General features: G+C 37.1%; 19 protein-coding genes and 1 tRNA gene. 13 read left to right on the top strand and 7 right to left on the bottom strand.

From position 1 onward, the window contains the following. Nucleotides 1–22: 22 nt before the first annotated feature. Genes LB076_RS01580 through LB076_RS01565 form a run of 4 tightly spaced genes read right to left on the bottom strand, consistent with a single transcriptional unit; the run spans nucleotide 23 to nucleotide 3,578 of the window. Nucleotides 23–1,087, bottom strand: coding sequence for an efflux RND transporter periplasmic adaptor subunit (locus LB076_RS01580; protein WP_066335816.1), 1,065 nt, complete (start codon nucleotides 1,085–1,087; stop codon nucleotides 23–25). 1 nt (nucleotide 1,088) lies between these two features. Continuing rightward, nucleotides 1,089–2,429 (bottom strand): TolC family protein, encoded by a 1,341-nt coding sequence (locus LB076_RS01575; protein ID WP_066335817.1) that lies wholly within the window; start codon nucleotides 2,427–2,429, stop codon nucleotides 1,089–1,091. Continuing rightward, nucleotides 2,429–3,025 carry a TetR/AcrR family transcriptional regulator gene (locus LB076_RS01570; protein ID WP_066335818.1) on the bottom strand — a complete coding sequence of 199 codons (597 nt, stop codon included), beginning with the start codon at nucleotides 3,023–3,025 and terminating at the stop codon, nucleotides 2,429–2,431. The genes LB076_RS01575 and LB076_RS01570 overlap by 1 nt, the downstream gene beginning before the upstream one ends. A gap of 10 nt (nucleotides 3,026–3,035) precedes the next feature. Beyond that, nucleotides 3,036–3,578 (bottom strand): YceI family protein, encoded by a 543-nt coding sequence (locus LB076_RS01565; protein ID WP_066335819.1) that lies wholly within the window; start codon nucleotides 3,576–3,578, stop codon nucleotides 3,036–3,038. 160 nt (nucleotides 3,579–3,738) lie between these two features. On the opposite strand from LB076_RS01565, the gene LB076_RS01560 reads away from it, so the two are divergent. Next, the gene (locus LB076_RS01560; RefSeq protein WP_066335821.1) at nucleotides 3,739–4,713 is read left to right on the top strand and encodes a polyprenyl synthetase family protein; all 975 of its coding nucleotides are present in this window, start codon (nucleotides 3,739–3,741) and stop codon (nucleotides 4,711–4,713) included. 79 nt (nucleotides 4,714–4,792) lie between these two features. Next, nucleotides 4,793–5,143, top strand: coding sequence for a hypothetical protein (locus tag LB076_RS01555; RefSeq protein ID WP_066335823.1), 351 nt, complete (start codon nucleotides 4,793–4,795; stop codon nucleotides 5,141–5,143). A gap of 7 nt (nucleotides 5,144–5,150) precedes the next feature. Here the strand turns inward: LB076_RS01555 and LB076_RS01550 are convergent, their stop codons facing one another. Then, nucleotides 5,151–5,696 carry a hypothetical protein gene (locus tag LB076_RS01550; RefSeq protein WP_066335826.1) on the bottom strand — a complete coding sequence of 182 codons (546 nt, stop codon included), beginning with the start codon at nucleotides 5,694–5,696 and terminating at the stop codon, nucleotides 5,151–5,153. Nucleotides 5,697–5,813: 117 nt separating this feature from the next. Here LB076_RS01550 and LB076_RS01545 point away from each other — a divergent pair, with 117 nt between their 5' ends. The 6 genes from LB076_RS01545 to LB076_RS01520 all read left to right on the top strand — a co-directional run bounded on the left by LB076_RS01545 (nucleotide 5,814) and on the right by LB076_RS01520 (nucleotide 13,484). Continuing rightward, nucleotides 5,814–8,588, top strand: a complete 2,775-nt coding sequence (locus tag LB076_RS01545; protein WP_066335829.1) for a 2-oxoglutarate dehydrogenase E1 component — start codon at nucleotides 5,814–5,816, stop codon at nucleotides 8,586–8,588. A gap of 150 nt (nucleotides 8,589–8,738) precedes the next feature. Next, on the top strand, nucleotides 8,739–9,956 hold the full coding sequence (odhB, locus tag LB076_RS01540) for a 2-oxoglutarate dehydrogenase complex dihydrolipoyllysine-residue succinyltransferase (protein ID WP_066335832.1): 1,218 nt from the start codon (nucleotides 8,739–8,741) through the stop codon (nucleotides 9,954–9,956). Nucleotides 9,957–10,359: 403 nt separating this feature from the next. Next, complete coding sequence (locus LB076_RS01535) at nucleotides 10,360–11,127, top strand: TatD family hydrolase (protein ID WP_066335834.1); 768 nt, start codon at nucleotides 10,360–10,362, stop codon at nucleotides 11,125–11,127. Nucleotides 11,128–11,187: 60 nt separating this feature from the next. Next, on the top strand, nucleotides 11,188–12,330 hold the full coding sequence (locus LB076_RS01530) for a 1-acyl-sn-glycerol-3-phosphate acyltransferase (RefSeq protein ID WP_066335836.1): 1,143 nt from the start codon (nucleotides 11,188–11,190) through the stop codon (nucleotides 12,328–12,330). Then, nucleotides 12,314–13,345, top strand: coding sequence for an asparaginase (locus LB076_RS01525; RefSeq protein WP_066335837.1), 1,032 nt, complete (start codon nucleotides 12,314–12,316; stop codon nucleotides 13,343–13,345). Before LB076_RS01530 ends, LB076_RS01525 begins: the two co-directional genes overlap by 17 nt. Before the next feature lie 54 nt (nucleotides 13,346–13,399). Beyond that, nucleotides 13,400–13,484: transfer RNA gene (locus tag LB076_RS01520), tRNA-Ser, on the top strand. A gap of 200 nt (nucleotides 13,485–13,684) precedes the next feature. Here LB076_RS01520 and LB076_RS01515 read toward each other — a convergent pair. Next, nucleotides 13,685–14,509 carry a universal stress protein gene (locus LB076_RS01515; protein ID WP_066335838.1) on the bottom strand — a complete coding sequence of 275 codons (825 nt, stop codon included), beginning with the start codon at nucleotides 14,507–14,509 and terminating at the stop codon, nucleotides 13,685–13,687. Between the two features lie 173 nt (nucleotides 14,510–14,682). Between LB076_RS01515 and rimP the strand changes: the two genes are divergently transcribed. From rimP to infB, 3 genes are read left to right on the top strand one after another with little or no spacing between them, the layout of a single operon-like run. After that, nucleotides 14,683–15,147, top strand: a complete 465-nt coding sequence (rimP, locus tag LB076_RS01510) for a ribosome assembly cofactor RimP (protein WP_176699284.1) — start codon at nucleotides 14,683–14,685, stop codon at nucleotides 15,145–15,147. A 13-nt stretch (nucleotides 15,148–15,160) separates the two neighbouring features. Continuing rightward, nucleotides 15,161–16,414, top strand: coding sequence for a transcription termination factor NusA (nusA, locus tag LB076_RS01505; protein ID WP_066335842.1), 1,254 nt, complete (start codon nucleotides 15,161–15,163; stop codon nucleotides 16,412–16,414). A 48-nt stretch (nucleotides 16,415–16,462) separates the two neighbouring features. Beyond that, entirely contained in the window at nucleotides 16,463–19,357 is a 2,895-nt protein-coding gene (infB, locus tag LB076_RS01500) for a translation initiation factor IF-2 (RefSeq protein ID WP_066335845.1), read from the top strand. Nucleotides 19,358–19,754: 397 nt separating this feature from the next. Here the strand turns inward: infB and LB076_RS01495 are convergent, their stop codons facing one another. Then, entirely contained in the window at nucleotides 19,755–20,144 is a 390-nt protein-coding gene (locus tag LB076_RS01495; protein WP_066335847.1) for an SPOR domain-containing protein, read from the bottom strand. Between the two features lie 217 nt (nucleotides 20,145–20,361). Here LB076_RS01495 and LB076_RS01490 point away from each other — a divergent pair, with 217 nt between their 5' ends. Together LB076_RS01490 and LB076_RS01485 are read left to right on the top strand one after the other, a co-directional pair. Further along, nucleotides 20,362–21,681, top strand: a complete 1,320-nt coding sequence (locus LB076_RS01490; protein ID WP_066335850.1) for a c-type cytochrome — start codon at nucleotides 20,362–20,364, stop codon at nucleotides 21,679–21,681. 80 nt (nucleotides 21,682–21,761) lie between these two features. Beyond that, nucleotides 21,762–24,815 carry a TAT-variant-translocated molybdopterin oxidoreductase gene (locus LB076_RS01485; RefSeq protein ID WP_066335851.1) on the top strand — a complete coding sequence of 1,018 codons (3,054 nt, stop codon included), beginning with the start codon at nucleotides 21,762–21,764 and terminating at the stop codon, nucleotides 24,813–24,815. The last annotated feature ends 12 nt before the right edge of the window (nucleotides 24,816–24,827 follow it).

Raw genomic sequence — 24,827 nt, 5'->3', positions numbered from 1 at the left:
CGGTGTTTTGAGTGCGCTTAAATTATTTTATAATTTCTACTGAGCTACCATCTTGTAGGTTGATTTGCCCGGTGGTAATTACTAGTTCTCCATTGGCTAATCCATCTACAATTTCTACTTGATTGCCTAGTATTCTGCCAGCAACTACGGTTTTTAATTTGGCTTTGCCATTTTCGACCACAAATACTTTGTTGCTACTCACGCTGCCTACAAAAGCATTTCTTGGAACTACTTTTAGCTCTTGTTTTTGTTTAGAAGCAAAATTAGCAGTACCGTACATTCCTGCTTTTAAATTAGCATTAGCATTGTTTTCTATTTCTATTTCTACCACAAAATTGAGACGCTCATCTGCCTTTGTGGCTATAAAAGTAATTTTTCCGTCAAATGCTTTATCCGGAAATACACTTGCAGTTACCTTTACTGACGTACCTATCTTTAGACTAGTAACTTGGGTTTCGTTTACGGCAACCTGTAGTTTTAGTTTAGAAACATCTACAATTTCAAACATCGGTGTTGCAGGCATGCCAGTCAAAACAGATCCAGGTTCAATAAATCGCTTGTTTATAAACCCTTTTATTGGTGCTTTTACTCTAGTGTCTCCTACGCTAATGTTGGCTTGTTTTAGGTTTGCTCCAGCATTGGTTAAGGCTAATTTGGCTTGGTCTAGTTGTTGTTTTGTAACTCCACCGGTTTTGTAAGCATTTTCGTATCTTGAATAATCCGCTTGTGCATTACTAAAAGCTGCTTGTGCAGTTTGAGCATTTACATTGATTACGTCACTTCTAACAATAAGTAACGTTTGTCCTACATTCACATAGTCGCCTTCTTTTACTAAAATACGTACTACTTTTCCGGATTTTTCGGCGGCAAGGGTTAGTTCTTGAGTGGGTTCAAAATTACCGTTGGCAACAAAGTCTGTGGTAACTGCTTCTGTTTTTACGGCAGTGGTTTTTACAGATACGGCAGCATTTTTTTGTGCTACTATGTCTGTTTTTGCCTTGTTTTCTTTCTTGTTGTTTGTTAAAACGAAACCAATTACCCCTAGAATGGCAATAATTACAAGTGCTATTGTTAAATTCTTTTTCATGTTAGTTGTTTAAAAGTGTTTTAAGTTCTCCTTTGGATTTAATTAATTGAATTTCGGCTAGTTTATAATCTAATAATGCAGCAGTATAATTGTTTTGAGCCTCTGTGAATGCGTTTTCGGCATCCAGCATGTCTGTCAAAGAGGTTAGTCCTTGGATGTAATTGTTTTTGGTATTGCTTAAGACTTCTTGAGCCAGTTGCACGTTGCTTTTTTGATTGTTGATGGTACTAATGCTATTGTTGATCTGCGTTTTTGCATTGGCAAAAGCTAAGTCTAGCGCCAGCTTTGTATCCGTCAAATCTGCTTTGATGGAGCGCAATTCTACGTCTGCTTTTCGGACTTTGGAACGGGTGTCAAAACCAGAAAATATAGGCACTCTTAGGTTTAAACCAATAGAAGAAAAGTCGGACCAATAGACGCCATCACTAGGTTTGGCTCCCCAAGGTATTTTTGGTCCTTGACCAATATAATTATATCCTGCAGAAAGAGCCAAAGTGGGGTAGTAGGCAGCTAGAACGGATTTTTTCTGGAACTCTAATAACTGCTCTTGTTTTTTTAATAACTGAAATTCCGTTCGGGTTTCGGTATTGGGGTTTTCAGTGAATGCTTGTGGTGTGATTTCAAATTCCGTCTGCGGAATTTCAATTGGAGTAGCAATTGGCATACCCATATAAAATTTTAACGCATTTTCTTGCAGTTGTACTGCGTTCAGGACCTGTTGGCGTTGGGTACTTATGTTGGATATTTTTACTAAAATCCGATCCAAATCAATTTTTTTGGCCAATCCGTTGTCATATTGTCCTTGGATGATATTTTTAACCTTTACGGTGTTTTTATAAGTGATATCTATTACGGTAAGATTCTGTCTTTGTACATAAACCCCGTAATAATTATTGGCTACGCGTTCTATTATTTGCTCCTCGGTGAGTTGTGCGTTTATCTGATAAAATGCTCGGGTGGTTCGGGCAGCTTTTAAACCAGTAAATACCGATTGGTCAAATAGAGTTTGTGTAAGTCCAATTCCGGCTGTTGAATTCCATTTTTGACCAAAGGCAGCCTGAATGTTGGTTCCTGGTGCGCCAAAACTGGCTCCGTCAATAACGGTAGTTTGTAATATGGGGTTGTAGGTTAGGGTTCCGTTGGCGCTAATGTGTGGTAGGGCTCTGGAGCGCACTTCTTGGATTTGATAAGTGCTATTTTCTACTTTGAGTTTGGCTTTTTGGGCATCGGCTTTGTTCTCTAAAGCATAGTTTATGGCCTCTTTTAGCGTCAAAGACTTTGTCTCTTGGGATCGGGCTGGTAGTGCCAAAGTTAAGAGAGCTATTAAAATTAATTTTTTCATTATTTGTTAGAATTAAGTAAGTGTTTCTCTAGTTCAATTATTCCTTTTTCTGTAGCCATGGCTCTAGTGTGGTATTCTAATATTTCTAGTTCTAATTGCTGTCCCTCCTTTTCAGAGCTAGTGCTTCCTTTGATGCTAAAAATAAGATTGTAATAAAATTTGGTGTAATGGTCAATATTTATAGTGTTTCTGTATAATCCTTGTTTGATGCCTTCTTGTATGTTTTTTCTAAAGATAGAATCGCATTGGTTTATTTCATTGAGAATCACTTTTTCATAAATTTCTGGATAATGTTTCTTTAATTGGTATACCGGAGAATTCTCGGCAGATTTAAACATTTCTTTAAACATTTTTCGTATTTCAAAATTCTCTTCAATGGCATTGTGATTTTGAATGGTGATGGTCTCAATAATTTGATGAATTTCTTTTTGTATAAAATTAGTACTTTCTTCAATGAGCAGTTCTTTGTTACAAAAATATTTGTAGATCGTTTTTTTAGAAATACACATTTCGGTTGCTATGTCATCCATTGTGATGCTTTTAAAACCAAATTTTAAAAACAATTCACTTGCTTTGGCTATTATTTTCTCTTTCATAATCTGTGGTTTAAACCGTGAATTCTAAGTTTGCAATAAGCTTCACATCTGGACCTAAAACAATACCTCCAGCCTGTTTGTACGAATTGGTTGTGAGTTGAAAATCTTTCCGATTAATCTTTCCTGTTATCTCAAATAAAGCTTTCTGGCTGCCGTTGCAGGTTTTAATGTCCAGCAATTCTGCTTCAAGCTCTACTATTTTGGTGGTATTGTTGATAGTAAGAGCCCCTTTCAAAAAATTGATATGCGGGTTTATTTTTTGAAAAGACAACGATTTAAAGCTAACAAACGGGAACCCGTCGGTATCTAGGTAGTCGTTTGAAAGCATTGGGCCATCTACATTCTCTAGTGCAATAGCTTGGTTTTTTATATCCAAAATAAATTCTATAGAAGCATCTTGCACTTGGTTGTCTTGTACGTCAATGTAACCTGAAAATTTATTCAAAGATCCTGATATGTAAGCAACTACGCTGTGTCTTGCTTTGATTAAAACGTCAGATTGAATGGGGTCAATCCACCATTTTGTAGGCGCTATCGGTAGGGTGTGTATCATTGTTGTTTAAATCTAAAATGAATTATGCTGCTGCAAAAGTAAGCAGGAAACTTTTAACACCAAAATAGTTTCCAGTATTATTACGTTTTTTTAACATTTAGTTAAGAGAAGTAATTTGTAATCAAAGGTGAATGCTGTAAATTAGCCGAAAATTAATTTTATGCAGGCTATTGATCAATACCAAAACCTCTTTATTAGCTATCTAAAAAAACAGTCTATTGTTAGAGAGCCCAAAAATCTCTATGATCCCATAACGTATATCTTAAGTCTGGGAGGCAAAAGAATGCGTCCCGTTTTGACCTTAATGGCAGCAGAGGTTTTTGATGCGGATTGCGTCAAAGCACTTCCGGCGGCTATGGCGGTAGAGGTGTTTCATAACTTTTCGTTAGTTCATGACGATATTATGGATGCGGCACCTTTACGACGAGGGTCCATCACAGTGCATGAAAAATGGGATCTCAATACGGGTATTTTGTCTGGAGATGCCATGCTAATATTAGCCTACCAATATTTTGAGCAATATGAGCCAGTAGTGTTTATGCAACTAGCGCAACTGTTTAGCAAAACAGCTCTCGAAGTTTGCGAAGGCCAACAATGGGATGTGGATTTTGAGACACGTACGGATGTTACAATTGCGGCCTATCTCAAAATGATTGAATATAAAACAGCCGTTCTAGTTGCTGCAGCCATGAAAATGGGAGCTATTGTTGCCGGAGCGTCAGAGCAGAATGCTGTTTTGATTTACGAATTTGGACTTAATCTAGGGTTGGCTTTTCAGTTACAAGACGATTATTTAGACGCCTTTGGGGATCCTGCTACCTTTGGCAAACAAGTAGGTGGTGATATTATTGAAAACAAAAAAACCTATTTGTATCTCAAGGCTCTAGAATTTTCTTCGGACTCCGTTGGGAGAGAGTTGCAAGATTGGTTTGCATCTATGCCCGAATCTAATTCTGAAAAAATCAACAAAGTAAAAGAGATTTTTATAAACTCTGGTGCCTCCAAAGCTACCCAAGAGGCCATACAAGAATATACTTTTAAAGCTTTTGAAACGCTAGATAAAATGAATATTGGTAGCGATAAAAAAGAAATTTTGAAAACATTTGGGACCAACCTAATGCAAAGAAGCGTCTAAGTATAACCCAATACAATGCAAAAGAGATCGCTGCTTTAGATAGCACAATTGATTGTAATTTTTCATTCAAATAAAAAGTATGTTTGTAGCTCCTATAAATACGGATTTGTTGCTCCAGGAAGCAACTTCGCAGTCGTTGTATGTTAAGTTGTTAGCGCAAATTAATAAGGATTTTAATTTGGCCAATGAGGCTATTGATTTTCCAGCGAGTACTTCGCCAATGGAATTAAAAATTCAATTACACGAAAAAATCTATAGGCTGCTACAGTACAAGTTTGCCGAATATTTAAACCTACTCTATATTATAGATGTGGCCGAAGAAGAGGTTAAAAAACTAGATGGTTCGGATCTAGTAGCCTTGTCCGAACAAGTTTGTTATTTGGTTTTAAAGAGAGAATGGCAAAAAGTATGGTTTAAAAACAACTACTAAATTAGTTTTAAAAATATACCCTAACAAATGGTAGAAACGCATTGTTATAAACCCTCTTGCTGCTGTCGTGCAATACATTATAGCGTGCGCCAACGGTAACATTATTGGTGCGGTATCCTGCGCCCAAAAACAAACCGGTATTCCAAAAATTATCCGATATTTTTTCAGGATTACTAACCGTAACATTTACTCTTAATTGCTCTAATTCTGCAGAAAGTTGTATTTTTTCGATGGGATTGCATAAGGCAATAATACTGCCGCCATACAAATGAGAATTATACACGTTTTTTTGGCTTGCATAACTGTACTGTGCGCCAACCCCTAGAGATACATATTGGTTGCGATTGTAAATGGCACTTGGAGCTAAAGAAATATCCGTATATCCAGTACCCAAACCAAGACCAATACCACCTCCAAATTGTACTTTTTGCCAAAAAACACTTTTAGGCTTGGGTGTTGTGCTTTTATTTTGCGCTACTACGCCATTAAAAATAAATAGTATAGCAACCAGTAAAAAGGGTCTTAAGTAGGTGTAAAGCGGGTTATTTCTCATAAGTATTTATATTTTTAACATTTTAACACATAAAAGTAACTTAAAATAAATGTAAATATAGTTGATTATTGTACTTTTGCGAAACTATTTTAACAAAAAGTATATTCACTAAATATTATGGATAGGTTTTCATTTTTAAACGCAGCACATACCGCATTTTTTGCACAACTATACGATCAGTACTTAGAGAATCCAGATAGCGTAGAGCCAAGCTGGAGAAGTTTTTTTCAAGGTTTTGACTTTGGAATGGAAACGTATAACAGCGAAAATCTGGTACAGCATCCAGCCAATGAGTCTTTAAGCTCTGTTGACTACGCTGAGATTTCTCAAAAACTTCAAAAGGAGTTTAATGTACTAAAACTAATAGAAGGCTACCGTTCTCGTGGGCATTTGTTTACCAAAACAAACCCAGTGAGAGACAGAAGAACCTTTGAGCCAAACTTAGATATTGCTAATTTTGGACTTGCCAGCACAGATTTGAATACCATTTTTGACGCAGCCAAAATTATAGGCAAAGCACCTTGTTCGTTAGCAGATATCATCAAACACTTAGATGCCATCTACTGCCAACATATTGGTGTGGAGTACACATATATCCGTAAGCCAGAAATTGTAAAATGGATTCAAGAAAAAGTAGGCACCAATGACAACCAACCTGATTTTTCGGTAGTACAAAAGAAAACCATTTTAAACAAATTAAATCAGGCCGTTTCTTTTGAAAATTTCTTGCATACCAAATATGTAGGACAAAAACGATTTTCATTAGAAGGTGGAGAATCCATTATTCCTGCCTTAGACATCCTGATAGAAAATGCCGCCGAAAAAGGGGTAGAGCAATTTGTAATGGGAATGGCACACCGAGGAAGATTAAATATCCTGGCAAACATCTTTGGCAAATCTACGCAAGATATCTTCGGAGAGTTTGACGGCAAAGATTATGACCAAGAATACTTTGATGGAGACGTAAAATACCACCTAGGGCTAACCGCAGACAAAATTACCAGCACCGGAAAAAAAATAAACATCAATCTTGCCCCAAATCCTTCCCACCTAGAAACAGTAGGTGCCGTTATAGAAGGAATTACAAGAGCAAAACAAGATAAATATTTTCCAGAAGATTTTTCAAAAGTACTGCCAATAGCCGTTCACGGAGACGCAGCCATAGCAGGACAAGGTATTTTGTACGAAATCATCCAGATGGCACAACTAGACGGTTACAAAACCGGAGGAACCATACACATTGTGATCAACAACCAAGTAGGTTTTACAACCAACTACCTTGATGCCCGTTCCTCAACCTACTGTACCGATGTAGCCAAAGTAACCCTATCTCCGGTATTGCATGTTAACGCAGACGATGCCGAAGCAGTAGTACACGCCATGAATTTTGCATTAGATTTTAGAATGCAATTTGGGCGAGACGTATTTATTGACCTACTTGGATACCGAAAATACGGCCATAACGAAGGAGACGAGCCACGTTTTACCCAACCCGTTTTATACAAAATTATAGCAAAGCATAAAAACCCAAGGGATCTTTATGCAGAAAAACTACTCTCCGCAGGAGTAATAGACGCAAGTTATGTAAACGCACTAGAGGTAGAGTACAAATCCAACATGGAACAAAACCTCGAGGCTTCACGTAAAAAAGACTTGACCATCATTACCCCATTTATGAAAAATGAGTGGTTAGGTTTTGAACAAGTCTCAGACCAAAAAATGTTACAAAAAGTAGTTACCTCTTACTCCAAAGAAGGGTTAACACAAGTAGCCAATGCAGTTTGCAACCTACCAGCAGACAAAAAATTTATCAAAAAAATCCAGAAACTAATCAACGATCGAAAAACCATGTTTTTTGAAACCGATAAATTAGACTGGGGAATGGCAGAACACCTAGCCTACGGTTCCTTATTGCAAGAAGGCTACGATGTCAGAATATCAGGGCAAGACGTAGAACGAGGCACCTTCTCGCACCGTCATGCCGTAGTAAAAGTAGAAGACTCCGAAGAAGAAGTGCTTCTAATCAATAGCCTAGAAAACAAAAAAGGAAAATTCAACATCTATAACTCCCTATTATCAGAATACGGCGTGCTAGGTTTTGACTACGGATACGCCTTAGCAAACCCCAATACCCTAACCATCTGGGAAGCACAATTTGGAGATTTCTCCAATGGCGCACAAATCATGATTGACCAATACATTTCCTGTGGCGAAGACAAGTGGAACAACCAAAACGGAATCGTACTATTGCTACCACACGGCTACGAAGGGCAAGGAGCAGAACACTCCTCCGCAAGAATGGAACGTTACCTACAACTTTGCGCCAGACACAACATGTTTGTAGCAGATTGTACCACCCCAGCCAACTTTTTCCACCTCTTGCGTAGACAAATGAAAACAAACTTCCGTAAACCCTTAATCGTGTTTACCCCAAAGAGTTTGTTGCGGGACCCAAGATGCGTTTCCAGTATTGAAGAACTAGCCAACGGCAGCTTTCAAGAAACCATAGATGACAGCACCGTAGCCAAAGCAGACGTAAAAACACTCGTATTCTGTACCGGTAAATTTTACTATGACATCACAGCCGAAAGAGAAAACAACGGCCGAAAAGACGTAGCAGTAGTTAGAATAGAACAACTATTTCCATTACCAGTAGAACAACTAAAAGCAATAATAGCCCAATATCCCAACGCCGACGATTACGTTTGGGCACAAGAAGAGCCAAAAAACATGGGAGCCTACAGCTACATGCTAATGAATTTCAATCTAATAAAATGGAGATTAGCCTCCTTAAAAGCCTATTCAGCACCTGCATCCGGAAGCTCCACAAGAGCAAAACGCCGACAAGCAGATGCCATCCGAATGGTTTTTGACAAAAATCTATTTAATTAGAAGCTAATTCCTGCTGTCCGCTATATCTTTTGCTTTTTAAAGAAAAAAGCAAAAGGATGCCGCTACCATCAGGGCTAAAAAAAACAAATAAACAGTAGTTGTGCATCCACAACCCAAACAATAAAATTCATAATTTAAAAATTATACAAGATGATTTTAGAAATGAAAGTCCCATCACCAGGGGAATCTATCAAAGAAGTTGAAATAGCAACTTGGTTAGTAAAAGATGGCGATTATGTAGAGAAAGACCAAGCAATAGCTGAGGTAGACTCTGACAAAGCAACCCTTGAATTACCAGCAGAAGCCAGCGGAATAATCACCCTAAAAGCAGAAGAAGGAGACGCAGTAGCAGTAGGAGCAGTAGTATGTCATATAGACACCGCAGCAGCAAAACCAAGTGGTTCTGCACCCGAAGCAGCAACAGCTCCAGCCGCCGAAGCTCCCAAAGCAGCTCCAGTAGCAGCTCCAGTAGCTCCAGCAGCAACCTATGCATCTGGAACCCCATCCCCAGCGGCAAGAAAAATATTAGACGAAAAAAACATTACTCCAGCCTCCATAACCGGAACCGGTAAAGACGGTAGAGTAACCAAGCAAGACGCAATCCAAGCCGTACCATCTATGGGAACCCCAACTGGAGGAAGCCGTGGACAAGAGCGCACAAAACTATCTATGTTGCGCCGTAAGGTAGCAGAGCGTTTAGTAGCCGCAAAAAACGAAACGGCCATGTTAACTACCTTCAATGAAGTAAACATGACCCCAATCAACCTAATCCGTAACCAATACAAAGAAGAGTTTAAGGCCAAACACGCAGGAGTAGGTTTGGGATACATGTCTTTCTTCACAAAAGCAGTAACCCGCGCACTACAATTGTATCCAGATGTAAATTCTATGATGGATGGCGATTATAAAATAGCCTTTGATTTTTGCGATATATCCATAGCCGTATCCGGACCAAAAGGATTAATGGTACCCGTAGTTCGTAACGCAGAAAACCTAAGCTTTCGTGGCGTAGAAGCAGAAATCAAAAGACTAGCAATTAGAGCAAGAGACGGACAAATTACGGTTGATGATATGACCGGTGGAACCTTTACCATCACCAATGGTGGTGTATTTGGATCGATGTTGTCTACTCCAATTATCAACCCTCCACAATCTGGAATTTTAGGAATGCACAACATCATTGAGCGTCCAATTGCAGTAAACGGAAAAGTAGAAATTCATCCTATGATGTATGTAGCACTTTCTTATGACCACCGTATTATTGATGGTCGGGAGTCTGTAGGTTTCTTGGTAGCTGTTAAAGAAGCATTAGAGAACCCAATGGAATTACTTTTGGATAACAATCCTAAAAAAGCTTTGGAATTGTAATGCTTTTATTTTGTCTTTACAACTAAAGCAATAAAAAAAACCGTTTAAGAAATTAAACGGTTTTTTTTATTGCTTTTACTACTGTTTCTACCTACCCCCGATAATTCCATGTACCCGTTTTGCTTTATGTTCAATCAAAGCGTTCTTGCTATGCGATAAATCCAAAATAACCAATGCAGCAATCAGAAGCACCAGTGTCTAGAATAAAACAAGTCCTTTGTGCCATTAATTAAAAGATATTGTGTTTTAGTAACGGTAAACTTTACTTTTTTATAACGCTCTTTTTTAAGAAAATCTGGTAGGTTTTTCCTAATTTGATACTAATTTTCAAATGCAATATAAATTCAGAACCATCAAAAAACAATTCAAAAGGCTAACTTTGCGTTTTTAAACAAACAGCAACATGATACTTACAGATACCCATACCCATTTATACGCCTCAGAATTTGACTCCGATAGAGCAGAGACCATGCAGAGAGCTCTAGATTCTGGAGTCACACGGTTCTTCGTTCCTGCTATAGACTCCACGTCAACCAAAGCTATGTATGCTCTTGAGGCTAGCTATCCGCAAAATGTTTTTTTGATGATGGGATTGCATCCTACGTATGTAAAAGAAAATTACCTGCAAGAATTGCAACATGTTAAAGAACAATTAGCCAAAAGAAAATTTTATGCCGTAGGCGAAATAGGTATCGATTTGTACTGGGACAGTACGTATTTAAAAGAACAACAAGCCGTTTTTAGAGCCCAAATAAAATTAGCAAAACAGTATAAATTGCCTATTGTTATTCATTGTAGAGAGGCTTTTGATGCCGTTTTTGAAATTCTTGAAGAAGAAAAAGGAGCAGATTTATTTGGAATTTTTCATTGCTTTACCGGAAATCATGCGCAAGCACTTCAGGCAATTTCGTACAACATGAAATTAGGAATAGGCGGCGTAGTTACTTTTAAAAACGGCAAAATAGACCAATTTTTAAATCAAATACCACTAGAGCAGTTGGTTTTAGAAACGGATTCGCCCTATTTAGCACCGCTACCTTACAGAGGTAAAAGGAACGAAAGCAGTTATTTATCTCCTATTGTAAAAAAACTGGCTACAATTTACAACCTCTCAGAAGAGGAAATAGCACGCAAAACCACAGAAAATTCTAAAGTAATTTTTGGTATTTAAGAGCGTAATTCCGTATAAATTGATATTTTTTTTGTTCATTTGCCACCTAAAATAACCAAAATGCAAAAGTTTGACGCTATTAGGCCGTTTTATGATTCTGAGATTAATCAGGCCATTTTAAATGTAATTAATCATCCCATGATGAAGGCGATGATGAATTTTGCGTTTCCGGACACTGCCGATGCCCTCTGGAAAGAGCAGCTTACAAAAACCCATTCTATACGGGATTTTCAGTGCAATTTCATTTATTACACCATTCAAAAGGTTTTAGAAAAAAGCTCCGAAGGCTTAACTACTTCTGGTTTTGAAAAATTAGAAAAAAACCAAGCCTATTTATTTGTATCCAATCATAGAGATATTGTTTTGGACACCACATTACTAAATGTATGTTTGTTTGAAAAAGGATTAGTGATGACTGCCTCTGCAATAGGAGATAATTTGGTTCAAAAAGATTTTTTGAACACCTTGGCCAAAATGAATCGTAATTTCTTGGTACAAAGAGGATTGACTCCTAGAGAAATGCTATCCAGTTCCAAATTGCTTTCCGAATACATTGGACATTTAATACAGCACGAAAACCGTTCTGTTTGGATAGCCCAACGCGAAGGAAGAACCAAAGACGGGAATGACGCTACCAATCCTGGGGTGTTGAAAATGCTAGCAATGGGTTCGGATACTTCCAATTTGATGGATTATTTCAAAAAAATAAAGATAGTTCCAGTATCTATTTCGTACGAATACGATCCTACAGATGTTTTGAAAATTCCGCAATTGATGGCCGAATCCAAAAACGAAGTGTATATAAAAGACAAAAACGAAGACTTTAATACCCTATTAAGTGGTATTTTGGGACAAAAAAAACGAATCCATATCCATGTTGGAGATGTTTTGGATAAAGAAATTGACGTTATCAAAGAGAAACTAGATAATACAAACAAGCAAGTTCAGGCCTTGGCGCTAGAGATTGATCGTTCGGTATTGCTAGGATATACCTTGTGGCCAACAAATTATATTGCTTACGATATTTTAAACCATACCAATACGTATGCGCATTTGTACACAGAGAATGAGAAATCGCTTTTTGAACGCAGATTAGAAATGCGTATTGATGCCGAAAATCCAGTAGCATTACAAGGCATACTCCATATGTATGCTAATCCCGTTTTCAATAAATTGAAACTTCAAGATGCATCCAAAAGCTAGAATTTTATTACTATATACCGGTGGAACCATCGGAATGAGCAAAGATTTTGAAACCGGTGCTCTCAAAACATTTAATTTTAATAAGTTATTACAAAAAATACCGGAGTTAAAACAACTAGACTGTGTAATAGAAACCCATTCTTTTGATGAGCCAATAGACTCTTCCAATATGGATCCCGAACAGTGGCGTAATATTGCAACTGTTATCGAGCAAAACTACCTCTCTTTTGACGGTTTTGTTGTTTTACATGGCTCCGACACCATGTCGTATTCTGCATCTGCATTGAGTTTTATGCTCGAAAATTTAAGTAAACCCGTAATATTCACGGGCTCCCAATTGCCAATAGGGGATTTGCGGACAGATGCCAAAGAAAACCTTATAACAGCCATACAAATTGCCTCTTTGTCCGAAAATGGCAAGCCAATAATAACCGAAGTTTGTTTGTATTTTGAGTACAAACTCTATCGTGGCAATCGTACCACCAAAATTAATGCCGAACATTTTAAGGCATTTACCTCACCAAATTATCCAGAGTTGGTGGCTTCAGGGGTGCATTTAAAATGCAATTCCGAACTTTTTTTTCAGCCCAAAACCAACCAATCCTTCCAAGTTTATAAAACGATGGATACCAATGTGGTTATCATAAAAATGTTTCCGGGGATGAGTCAGGCCGTTTTATCGGCTATTTTGGCGATCCCTAATTTAAAAGGAGTAATCTTGGAAACCTATGGTTCTGGCAACGCTCCCACTCAAGATTGGTTTTTAGAACTTATAAAAAAAGCCATTTTGGACGGACTCCATATCGTAAATGTAACCCAATGTTCTGGTGGTAGTGTGAATATGGGGCAATATGAAACCAGTACAGTACTGAAAGAAATAGGAGTAATTTCTGGCAAAGACATCACCACCGAAGCGGCAATAACCAAATTAATGTACTTATTGGGGCAAAATACTTGCTCCAAAAACTTTAAATCTATTTTTGAAACTTCTTTGCGTGGAGAAATTGCATTATAATTTCGTTTTTTCTTTCGTAATTCATTTTTTTTAGTGTTATTTGCAATCCCAATTAGAGAGGTGGCCGAGTGGCTGAAGGCGCACGCTTGGAAAGCGTGTATATGGCAACATATCGAGGGTTCGAATCCCTTCCTCTCTGCGTTCACAACTTATGCATAAGTTGTAATTTATACACCCAATTTTACATTTTTATATGTAGTATTGGGTGTTTTTTTTATATCAAAAAATAAATCCTAAGAGCAGTCTCTCTGATCCGTGCTATGTCTAAAAACAAAAAAGCCACTTTAGAGTCTTGGACTAAAAGGGGCTTTTTTGAACTAAAATAAAAATATTTTATATTTAAATTTTGAAAGTAATTACAGGTCTATGTGCGTGGTTAGCTATGTCTTCACCGATGCTTCCGCTAAAAAAGTGAGACATTCCGGTTCTTCCATGCGTGCAAAGACCAATAAGATCTGCTTTTACGCTTTCTGCAAAATTTAGGATTCCTTTTTCAATATTGGTATCGTTATAAATATGCGTGCTGTAGTTTTTTAAGCCCATATTGCTTATAAAATTAGCCATTATTTTATTTGCCGCAGCGGTAGTTTTAAAACTATTTGGAGAGCAAATCAATACCAAATGAATATGTGCATCAAATATTTTTGCAAATTCGATCATTTTTAAAAATGGCTTTTCGTTCTCTTTAGAAAAATCAGAAGCAAATATAAAGTTGGTGCCTTCAATTGCTTTGGTTTCTTTTTTAATTACCAAAACTGGGGTATTTGAAGAGCGAACAATTTTCTCTGTATTAGAACCAATCAGGACTTCGTCAATACCGGTAACTCCGTGAGAACCCATTACAATTAGGTCAATATTGTATTCTTGACTAAAACTAAGTATTCCTTCGTGGGCTTTTTCAAACTGCAGATAATGAGATACTTTGATATTTTTTAGGTATTCCTTTTCCTGTGTTTCTCTAAGTTTGTCTTTGGCTTTTTGAATAAAAAGCATGACTTCAGGGATACTCGCTGAGGCAGATATTGCATCACTCATCTGGTTTGGAAGTTCCAACATGTGTAGCAATAGTATTTCAGAATTGTTTTTAGAGGCAATTTGGGCAGCAATTTTTAAGGCAGCTTCTGCATGGTCCGAAAAATCGGTAGGGACTAAAATTTGTTTCATAAATAGGGGGTTAAATTATAAGAAATATCTTTTTTTTAATGTTTCTATAAAGATATGAAATATTTTAACAGCAATCAATCAATTTGGTTTATAAAAAAAACACTATATTTGCACCGTTATTTATTAAAATCTAGATAATGAGGGGACTAATTGTCCCCTCTTTTTATAAAAATATGACATTTAAAGAAAAAGTAAGTAAATTGTTGACAGAAGGTCTTTCGGATAAGCCATCGCTTTTCCTGATTGACTGTACTATTACAGAAGCCTTTAAGGTTATTGTAGCAATTGATGGGGATCACGGTGTTGCATTGCAAGATTGTATTGATTTGAGTCGTTTTGTTGAGAATAATTTAGATAGAGAAGAGCAAGATTTCTCTCTCGAAGTGGCTTCAGTAGGGGTAGGTTCGCCTTTAAAATTGGTCAGACAATACAAGAAAAACGTAGGTAGAACGCTGATTTTGAAAACGGCTACAGAAAATATAGAGGCAGAATTAGTAGAAGCTAATGATGATTTTGTAATTTTGTCATGGAAAGCTAGAGAACCAAAAAAAATTGGTAAAGGAAAAGAAACCGTTCAAAAGCGACTTGAAGTTCCTTACGCAGATATTAAAGAAGCAATTGTTACAGTAACATTTTAATTAAAGAATTCGCATGGAAAATTTAGCATTAATCGATTCATTCTCAGAGTTTAAAGATGATAAACTCATTGATCGTGTAACGCTTATGGCAATTTTAGAGGATGTATTTAGAAATGCATTAAAGAAAAAATACGGTTCAGACGACAATTTCGATATTATTATAAATCCGGATAAAGGAGATATGGAAATTTGGAGAAGAAGAGTAATTGTTGCGGACGAAGATTTAGATTTTGAAAACGAAGAAATTACTCTAACAGAAGCAAGAAAAATTGAAGCGGATTTTGAAATTGGCGAAGAGGTTTCTGAAGAAGTAAAATTAATTGATTTAGGAAGAAGAGCAATTTTGGCATTACGTCAAAATCTTATTTCTAAAATACATGAACATGATAATACCAACCTTTATAAACATTTTAAAGATTTAATTGGCGAAATTTATACCGCAGAAGTGCATCATGTACGTCCAAGAGTTGTAATTTTGGTGGATGATGAAGGAAATGAGATTGTTTTGCCAAAAGAAAAACAAATTCCTTCGGATTTTTTCCGCAAGGGAGACAATGTACGTGGAATCATAGAGAGTGTAGAATTAAAAGGCAATAAACCTCAAATTATTATGTCTAGAACTTCGGAGAAGTTTTTGGAAAAATTATTTGAGCAAGAAATTCCAGAAGTTTTTGATGGTTTAATTATGGTCAAAAACGTGGTAAGAATACCAGGCGAAAAAGCAAAAGTAGCCGTAGAGACTTATGATGACAGAATAGATCCTGTAGGTGCTTGTGTAGGTATGAAAGGATCCCGTATTCATGGTATTGTCCGTGAATTAGGAAATGAAAATATAGACGTTATTAATTTTACTAGTAACATTCAATTGTTTATCACTCGAGCTTTAAGCCCTGCAAAAGTGTCTTCGATTAAAATTAACGAAGAAACCAAAAGAGCAGATGTTTTCTTGAAGTTAGAAGAGGTTTCCAAAGCAATTGGTAGAGGTGGACATAACATTAGATTAGCAGGTCTTTTGACTGGTTATGAATTGGACGTAATACGCGAAGGCGATGTTGCAGGTGCAACCGCAGATGAAGACGATGTTGAGTTGACAGAGTTTTCGGACGAAATAGAAGAATGGGTTATTGCTGAATTTGCAAAAATTGGTTTAGATACAGCAAAAAGTATCCTAAAGCAAGAGGTAGAAGATTTAGTAAGAAGAACAGACCTAGAAGAGGAAACAATTCTAGATGTAATGAGAATATTGAAGGAAGAATTTGATAGTTAATCGATGCTTCTAACAACACAACGAAAAAGGTAATAATAAAAAGGTTTTATGTCTGAAGAGAGAATTATTAGAATAAACAAAGTTTTAAGGGAATTGAATATTTCTTTGGAAAGAGCTGTGGATTATCTAAAAGATAAAGGGATTGCTATTGAAGCTAATCCAAACACAAAAATTTCTGATGATGTATACAATGTTCTGTGCGGTCAATTTGCAGGTGACAGAGGGAAAAAAGAAGCTTCAAAAGAAGTAGGAGAAGAGAAAAGGAAAGAAAAAGAAGCTTTGCGTGTGGAGCGAGAGAAAGAAATAGAGGAGAAACGCAAGCAAGACGAAGAAAACCTAAAACAACAGCAAGAAGTTATTAAGGCTAGAGCCGTTGTAACTGGCCCTGTACAGGTTGGTAAAATAGATCTCAATCCCAAAAAACCAACACCAGTCAAAGCAAAAGCTGAAAAAGTTACTGAAGCTCCAGAAGCTGTAGTTTCCGCTGAAAAACCAGCTCCAAAAGAGTCGGTGCAGGAAAAGCCTGTTTCAGATACAAAAGAAGTAAAACCTGTTGTGGAAGTTAAAGAAGTAAATAAAGAGCAAAAAGTTGTAGCTCCAAAGCAAACAGTAGCAAAAGAGGCTGTTAAGCCAGTTGCTCCAGTTGCGGCACAAACTCTTAAAGTTGATGAAGCTCCTAAAGTAGCAGAATCTACGGAGCCCGCTGAAGAAGCTATAGCTACGCAATACCAAAAATTATCAGGGACTAAACTCACTGGGCAAACTATTGACTTATCGCAATTCAATAAGCCTAAAAAGAAAAAGGAAGAACCAAAGATTACGCCTAATAAGCCAGGTGCTGTTGGGGCAAATAACGCCAACAAAAATAAGCGTAAAAGAATAGCTCCAAAGCCCGGTACTCCTAGACCCCCTGGTACTCCTAATCCAAATAAAATTACGCCAAATACTGGAGGTGGTGGATATAATGCCAACAGAAGCTCTAGACCTGGATTTGTAAAAGGAAACAGGCCTGCTATTGTTGCCAAAGTGGAACCTACCGAAGAAGAGGTTAAAAATCAAATACGCGAAACTTTAGAAAAACTACAAGGTAAAAAAGGTGGAAAATCTAAAGCAGCTAAATACAGAAGAGACAAAAGAGATACCCATCGTCAGAAATCAGATGAGGAACAAAAAGCATTGGATGAAGGAAGTAAAACGATAAAAGTTACTGAATTTGTTACTGTTGGTGAAATAGCCATTATGATGGATGTGCCAATTACAAAAGTTATTGGAACGTGTATGTCTCTTGGAATCATGGTAACCATGAACCAGCGTCTAGATGCAGAAACACTAACTATTGTTGCGGATGAATTTGGTTATGAAGTAGAATTCATCACCGTAGATATTGAAGAAGCAATTGCGGTTGTTGAAGACAAAGAAGAAGATTTAGTATTCCGAGCGCCAATTGTTACTGTAATGGGTCACGTAGATCACGGTAAAACCTCTTTATTGGATTATATCCGTAAAGAAAACGTTATTGCTGGAGAGTCTGGAGGAATTACACAGCATATTGGAGCCTACGGCGTAACGCTAGATAATGGGCAAAAAATTGCCTTTTTGGATACGCCAGGTCACGAAGCCTTTACGGCAATGCGTGCGCGTGGAGCTCAAGTTACAGATATTGCAATTATTGTGATTGCGGCAGATGATGATATCATGCCACAAACCAAAGAGGCCATTAGCCATGCGCAAGCAGCTGGTGTGCCAATTATATTTGCAATCAATAAAGTAGATAAGCCAAATGCAAATCCAGAAAAAATCAAAGAAAAATTAGCAAGTATGAATTTACTTGTTGAGGACTGGGGTGGAAAATTCCAATCGCATGATATTTCTGCTAAAATTGGAACCGGAGTAAAAGATTTATTAGAAAAAGTACTTTTGGAAGCAGAGGTCTTGGATCTAAAAGCTAATCCAAACAAAGCAGCACAGGGAACTGTAGTAGAGGCTTTCTTGGACAAAGGGAAAGGATATGTGTCTACTATTTTGGTACAACACGGTACGCTTAAAATTGGTGATTACATGCTAGCGGGTAAGCATCACGGAAAAATTAAAGCCATGCATGATGAGCGAGGGAATTCTGTTTTAGAAGCGGGACCATCTACGCCAGTATCGGTTTTAGGTTTGGACGGTGCTGCTACAGCAGGAGATAAATTTAATATTTTTGAAGACGAAAAAGAAGCCAAACAAATTGCTGCAAAACGTTCGCAATTGATGCGTGAACAATCGGTACGTACGCAGCGTCACATTACACTTGACGAGATTGGACGCCGTATTGCTCTTGGTCAATTTAAAGAGTTGAATGTAATCCTTAAAGGAGATGTGGATGGTTCTGTAGAGGCGTTGTCTGATTCGTTCTCTAAATTATCTACCGAAGAAATTCAAATTAACATTATACATAAAGGAGTTGGAGCAATTACAGAAACAGATGTAATGTTGGCCTCTGCTTCGGATGCTATCATTATCGGATTTAATGTTCGTCCTGCAGGAAATGCAAGACAATTAGCAGACAAAGAAGAAATCGATATCCGTTACTACTCTATTATCTATGCAGCAATTGATGACCTGAAAGACGCCATGGAAGGAATGTTAGCTCCGGAGATGAAAGAAGAAGTTTTAGGTACTGCAGAAATTAGAGAGATATTTAAAATTTCTAAAGTAGGTTCTATTGCTGGTTGTATGGTAATGGATGGTAAGATTGCCAGAAATGCCAAAATTAGAGTGATTAGAGAAGGTGTTGTGGTTCATTCTGGAGAGTTAGTGGCCTTGAAACGTTTTAAAGACGATGTTAAGGAAGTAGCTAAAGGATATGACTGTGGTATCCAGATTAAAGGGTACAATGATATTGAAGAAAGAGATGTTATAGAAGCCTACCATGAGGTAGCTATTAAAAAGAAATTAAAATAAAATTTAATTCTTATAGCTTATTAAAATCCCGATTCGTCGGGATTTTTTGTGTTTTAAATCGTTTTGTTTGTTGAATGTATTTTTGACTATGTAGTCTTTGAGGCTAGTTTTAGAAGGTCTTTTAGCGCTTTTGCTTTTTATTTTCGGTATCGGATGTTTTTTTGATGATGCCTTTTTTATTTTATTTTTTTTTTGAAAAGGATCGTGTTTTGTTGTCTAGAGGTGTTCTGTGGGTTTGGTTGTTTCTGTGAGGGATAGTAGTGGCATCCTTTTAGAATGCTTTTTTTGGAGCATTCTAAATGATATAACGGATAGCCCGACCGGAACTTTTGTGGAGGACACAGCCAAAAAAAGCCACTGTCCTTGTGGAAGTGGCTTGGTGGTTTGGTGTTTGAATTTATTTTTGAGGTTTGATCAAAAAGGCATTGGGGTATTTCTTTTTTATTTCTAACATGTTTCTTTCGGTTTCTATTCTGGTTCTAAAGTTTCCTATCCAGACTTTATAATTTGGGGTGTTGAATACGATGGTGCCATCTAGCTCGCTAAATTGCTGTTTGCATTCATAGAGTGCTTTTTTTGCTTTTTCGCTGTCGCCACTAAATACTTGGATTTTGTATCGCTCGTTTGCTGCTATTGTTGGGTTTATCTTTCTTTTTTCGTTTAATAATTGTGTGAATTTTGCGTCTTGACGAATGCTAGTATTTTGGTCCTGAGCTTGTAAGGTGGTATGGCTTACGCAAAATAGAAAGGATACAAATAAGGTGGTTTTAATGGGTATGTTTTTCATAACAGGATGGTTTTTAAGCAAAAATAGTACATAATGAGAGAATCTAAAAGATAAATATTATTTAGAATTAATATAAATTGAATTTAAGACTATTTTAAGGTTTTGAGAATAGTTCTTAAGTCGTATTTTTGTAGCAGTTTAAAATAAAGGAATGGTTTATTTATAATTTTTTATAAAGAAAACTGTGTCAATTTTTATTAGATAATCATTATATTTTATGAAAAAGGTGGGTAACCATAATTCGATCTCAAGGAAACTATTGTTCAGCTTTACTGTAATGCTAACGTTTTCCTTAACTTCATTTGCGCAAGATGCTGTTTCAGCAGAGGCAACTGAAGCTCCTGTAGCTACGCAAAGTGCTGATCCTGTTAAAGGGAAGGAACTTTTTAATTCAAACTGTGCTGCTTGTCATAAGTTGGATGCTAAATCAACTGGGCCTGCTCTTAGGGGTATTGCTAGTAAACATGAGATGGCTTGGCTTTATAAGTGGATACACAACAGTTCTGAAATGATTAAATCTGGGGATCCAGTGGCTGTGAAGCTTTTTGAAGAAAACAACAAGGCAGTAATGACTGGTTTTCCTCAATTATCTACCGATGATATAGACAATATCATAGCGTATACCTCTGAGGAGAAAGCGCAGGCTCCTGCGCCATTGCCTGGTGCTGTTGTTGCAGGTGCTACGGATCAAGGTGGGATTTCTAATACTATTATATTAGGAGCTTTGGCTTTGGTAATGATGATGTTGGTAGTGATGTTGTTTTTGGTAAATAAAGTATTGACTAAGGTTGCAAAGGCTAATGGTATTGTTGTGGCCGATAAGGCTGCTAGTACTCCAATATGGAAGGCATTTGCTAAAAACCAGTTTTTAGTTTTAGTGACTTCTATACTGTTGTTGTTGGCTAGTGCTTATTTTGTTTATGGGTTTTTAATGCAAGTGGGTGTGGATCAAAATTATGAGCCAATACAGCCAATACATTACTCGCACAAGATACATGCTGGGGATAATGAAATTAACTGTAAATATTGTCACTCTGCTGCTAGGGTTAGTAAAAATGCGGGTATTCCTTCATTGAATGTGTGTATGAACTGTCATAAAAACATTTCGGAGGTTGCTGAAACCACTGCTACTCCAGAATACAGCAAAGCTTTTTATGATGAGCAAATACAAAAATTATATACCGCAGTTGGTTGGGATAAAACAACGCAATCGTATACAGGAAAAACACAGCCAGTAAAATGGGTGCGTATACATAACTTGCCAGATTTTGTATATTTTAATCACTCACAACACGTAACTGTAGCGGGAATTGAATGTCAGACTTGTCATGGTCCAGTTGAAACCTATGAGATACAAAAGCAGTTTGCTCCTTTAACAATGGGTTGGTGTATTGATTGTCATAGAAAAACGGATGTTAAGATGGAGGGAAATGCATATTACACCAAAATTCACGAAGAGCTTTCTAAAAAATACGGTGTAGATAAATTGACTGCAGCGCAAATGGGAGGTTTAGAATGTGGTAAGTGCCATTACTAAACTTGATTGATCCGTACATCGGAATAATTAAAGAACAATAGAGCAAATAAAAATAATTAAGATTTTAATATTTATATACAATGTCATCAAACAAAAAATACTGGAAAAGTGTTGAAGAACTTGAAAATGGTTCTATTGTTGAGACGCTTAAAAATAACGAATTTGTTGAAGCTATTCCTACGGATGAATTTTTAGGAAATGAGAGTGCCTTGTCATCCTCTTCAACATCACGTCGCGATTTTTTAAAGTACGTAGGGTTTAGTACTGCGGCAGCTACTCTTGCTGCGTGCGAAGGACCTGTTAACAAGTCGATACCTTATGTATTACAACCAGAACAAATCATTCCTGGAGTTGCGGATTATTATGCAACTTCGGTATTTGATGGTTTTGATTTTGCAAATCTTCTTGTTAAAACACGTGAAGGGCGTCCTATTAAAATAGATAATAATACTATTTCAGGAGCAAAATTTGCTGCTAATGCTAGAGTTCATGCGTCTATATTGTCTTTATATGATAATATGCGTTTGAAAGAGCCAAAGATGCAAGGGAAACCAGCAACATGGTCTGTAGTGGATGCAAAAATTAAATCCAGTTTAGCGGATGCTAAATCAAAAAATGCTCAAGTAGTTTTATTAACCAATACTTTGGCTAGTCCTTCTACTGAAAAGTTGATTTCTGAATTTATTGCCTTGAATCCTACTGCTAAGCATGTAGTGTATGATGCAGTTTCTTCTTCAGAAGCTTTAGATGCTTTTGAAGCAGTTTATGGAGAGAGAGCTTTAGTGGATTATGATTTTTCAAAAGCATCTCTGATTGTTTCTGTAGGAGCGGATTTTCTTGGAGATTGGCAAGGAGGAGGCTTTGACTCTGGATATGCAAAAGGTAGGATTCCTAAAAACGGAAAAATGTCTAGACACTTTCAGATTGAAGCTAATATGACTTTGTCTGGAGCTGCTGCGGATAAGCGTTTAGCTATGTCTGTTGCAAATCAAAAACAAGCCTTAGTACATTTATACAATTTAGTTACTGGTTCTGCGGTTCCAGTTAGTTTAGATGCTAAATTTAAAAACGAAGTTACCAAAGCTGGCCAACAATTGAAAGCTGCTGGGGCAAATGGAGTTTTAGTTTCGGGTATTCAAGATAAAAACGCACAATTATTAGTTTTAGCTATCAATCAAGCCTTGGCTAGTACTGCTTTTAGTACTTCTGGTACGAGACAGATTAGAAAAGGATCTAATGAAAAAGTGGCACAATTAATTAAAGATATGCAAGCTGGTAGCGTACATACTTTAATCATGAGCGGTGTTAATCCAGTGTATACACTGGCTGATTCAGCATCTTTTGTTGCGGGTCTTAAAAAAGTTACTACTTCTGTAGCTTTTTCTATAAAAGAAGACGAAACAGCTTTGTTGAGTACTGTAGCTGCAGCTGTACCGCATTATTTAGAGTCTTGGGGTGATTTAAGTCTTACTAAAGGCACGTATAGTTTGACGCAGCCTACAATAAGACCTTTGTTTGATACTAAGCAATTTCAAGACGTATTATTGTCTTTAAATGGTAATACAAGTGATTTCTACGGGTATATCAAAGCAAATTCTGCTGGTGTTATCTCAGGAACAACTTGGAATAAAGTGCTTCATGATGGTGTTTTAGTGTCTGGATCACAGGGGTTATCAGCTGCGAATGTAGATTACGCTACTGCTGCTGCAACATTATCTAAATCTAAATCTGCTAAGGGGTTAGAATTGGTATTGTACACCAAAACTGGATTAGGAGACGGGCAACAAGCAAACAATCCTTGGTTGCAAGAATTTCCAGATCCAATTACAAGGACTTCGTGGGATAATTATGTTACTGTTTCTAATGCAGATGCAAAAGAAATGGGATTGTCTAATGAGATTGTAGCTAATGGTGGTCTTAACGGAAGCTATGTTACTTTGACTTCTGCTAATGGAGTTACGCTAGAGAATGTTCCTGTAATTGTTCAGCCAGGACAAGCTGTAGGGACCGTTGGTTTAGCATTAGGGTACGGTCGTAAGGCAGCTCTTAAAGAAGAAATGATGGTAGGTGTTAATGCTTACGCTTTATATAAAGATTTTAATGAATTGCAAGCAGTTACTTTAGAAAAAGCTTCTGGAGAACATGAATTTGCTTGTGTTCAAGGTCAAAAAACCTTAATGGGTAGAGGGGATATCATTAAAGAGACTACTTTAGAGATATTCAATACTCAAGACGCTAAGGTTTGGAATGAAGTTCCAATGGTGTCTTTGAACCACGAAGAAGTAGAGGCTACTACGGTTGATTTATGGGATTCGTTTGATCGTTCTATAGGTCATCACTTTAATTTATCGATTGACCTAAATGCCTGTACAGGTTGTGGTGCTTGTGTTATCGCTTGTCATGCCGAAAATAATGTTCCTGTAGTTGGTAAATCCGAAGTAAGAAGAAGTCGTGATATGCACTGGTTGCGTATTGATAGATACTATTCTTCTGAAAGTACTTTTGAAGGAGATAACGAAAGAAAAGAAAACATCGCTGGATTGTCTAGCTCTTTGTCTACTTTTAACGAAATGGAAAAAGCAGGAGATAATCCTCAAGTTTCTTTCCAACCGGTAATGTGTCAGCATTGTAATCATGCTCCTTGTGAGACTGTTTGTCCAGTAGCTGCAACTTCACACAGCCGTCAAGGTCAAAATCACATGGCTTACAATAGATGTGTAGGTACGCGTTATTGTGCAAACAACTGTCCTTATAAAGTGCGTCGTTTTAACTGGTTCTTGTATAACAAAAACAGTGAATTTGACTACCACATGAATGATGATTTAGGACGTATGGTATTAAATCCAGATGTAAACGTTCGTTCTCGAGGTGTAATGGAAAAATGTTCTATGTGTATTCAGATGACACAAGCTACCATTTTAAAAGCAAAAAGAGAAGGCAGGTCTATTGTTGATGGAGAATTTCAAACTGCATGTTCAAATGCTTGTTCTACTGGAGCAATGGTTTTTGGAGATGTTAACGATACAGAAAGCCAAGTAACAAAATTAGCAGCCGATGATAGAATGTATCATTTGTTGGAGCATGTTGGAACAAAGCCTAATGTGATTTATCATGTTAAAGTTAGAAATACCTAGTAAAAAAAATTA

It is taken from the genome of Flavobacterium crassostreae, from assembly GCF_001831475.1.
Lineage (GTDB): Bacteria > Bacteroidota > Bacteroidia > Flavobacteriales > Flavobacteriaceae > Flavobacterium > Flavobacterium crassostreae.
Note: the sequence above shows the minus strand (reverse complement) of the source record. Positions and strands in the feature narration are given on the sequence as shown.

Excerpts from the sequence above, each read along its gene's own strand:
- LB076_RS01550 (WP_066335826.1), bottom strand. The coding sequence starts at position 5,696 with ATGAGAAATAACCCGCTTTACACCTACTTAAGACCCTTTTTACTGGTT.
- LB076_RS01560 (WP_066335821.1), top strand. The coding sequence starts at position 3,739 with ATGCAGGCTATTGATCAATACCAAAACCTCTTTATTAGCTATCTAAAA.
- LB076_RS01535 (WP_066335834.1), top strand. The coding sequence starts at position 10,360 with ATGATACTTACAGATACCCATACCCATTTATACGCCTCAGAATTTGAC.
- LB076_RS01485 (WP_066335851.1), top strand. The coding sequence starts at position 21,762 with ATGTCATCAAACAAAAAATACTGGAAAAGTGTTGAAGAACTTGAAAAT.
- LB076_RS01565 (WP_066335819.1), bottom strand. The coding sequence starts at position 3,578 with ATGATACACACCCTACCGATAGCGCCTACAAAATGGTGGATTGACCCC.
- nusA (WP_066335842.1), top strand. The coding sequence starts at position 15,161 with ATGGAAAATTTAGCATTAATCGATTCATTCTCAGAGTTTAAAGATGAT.
- rimP (WP_176699284.1), top strand. The coding sequence starts at position 14,683 with ATGACATTTAAAGAAAAAGTAAGTAAATTGTTGACAGAAGGTCTTTCG.
- odhB (WP_066335832.1), top strand. The coding sequence starts at position 8,739 with ATGATTTTAGAAATGAAAGTCCCATCACCAGGGGAATCTATCAAAGAA.
- LB076_RS01525 (WP_066335837.1), top strand. The coding sequence starts at position 12,314 with ATGCATCCAAAAGCTAGAATTTTATTACTATATACCGGTGGAACCATC.
- LB076_RS01530 (WP_066335836.1), top strand. The coding sequence starts at position 11,188 with ATGCAAAAGTTTGACGCTATTAGGCCGTTTTATGATTCTGAGATTAAT.
- infB (WP_066335845.1), top strand. The coding sequence starts at position 16,463 with ATGTCTGAAGAGAGAATTATTAGAATAAACAAAGTTTTAAGGGAATTG.
- LB076_RS01515 (WP_066335838.1), bottom strand. The coding sequence starts at position 14,509 with ATGAAACAAATTTTAGTCCCTACCGATTTTTCGGACCATGCAGAAGCT.
- LB076_RS01570 (WP_066335818.1), bottom strand. The coding sequence starts at position 3,025 with ATGAAAGAGAAAATAATAGCCAAAGCAAGTGAATTGTTTTTAAAATTT.
- LB076_RS01575 (WP_066335817.1), bottom strand. The coding sequence starts at position 2,429 with ATGAAAAAATTAATTTTAATAGCTCTCTTAACTTTGGCACTACCAGCC.
- LB076_RS01495 (WP_066335847.1), bottom strand. The coding sequence starts at position 20,144 with ATGAAAAACATACCCATTAAAACCACCTTATTTGTATCCTTTCTATTT.
- LB076_RS01580 (WP_066335816.1), bottom strand. The coding sequence starts at position 1,087 with ATGAAAAAGAATTTAACAATAGCACTTGTAATTATTGCCATTCTAGGG.
- LB076_RS01555 (WP_066335823.1), top strand. The coding sequence starts at position 4,793 with ATGTTTGTAGCTCCTATAAATACGGATTTGTTGCTCCAGGAAGCAACT.
- LB076_RS01545 (WP_066335829.1), top strand. The coding sequence starts at position 5,814 with ATGGATAGGTTTTCATTTTTAAACGCAGCACATACCGCATTTTTTGCA.
- LB076_RS01490 (WP_066335850.1), top strand. The coding sequence starts at position 20,362 with ATGAAAAAGGTGGGTAACCATAATTCGATCTCAAGGAAACTATTGTTC.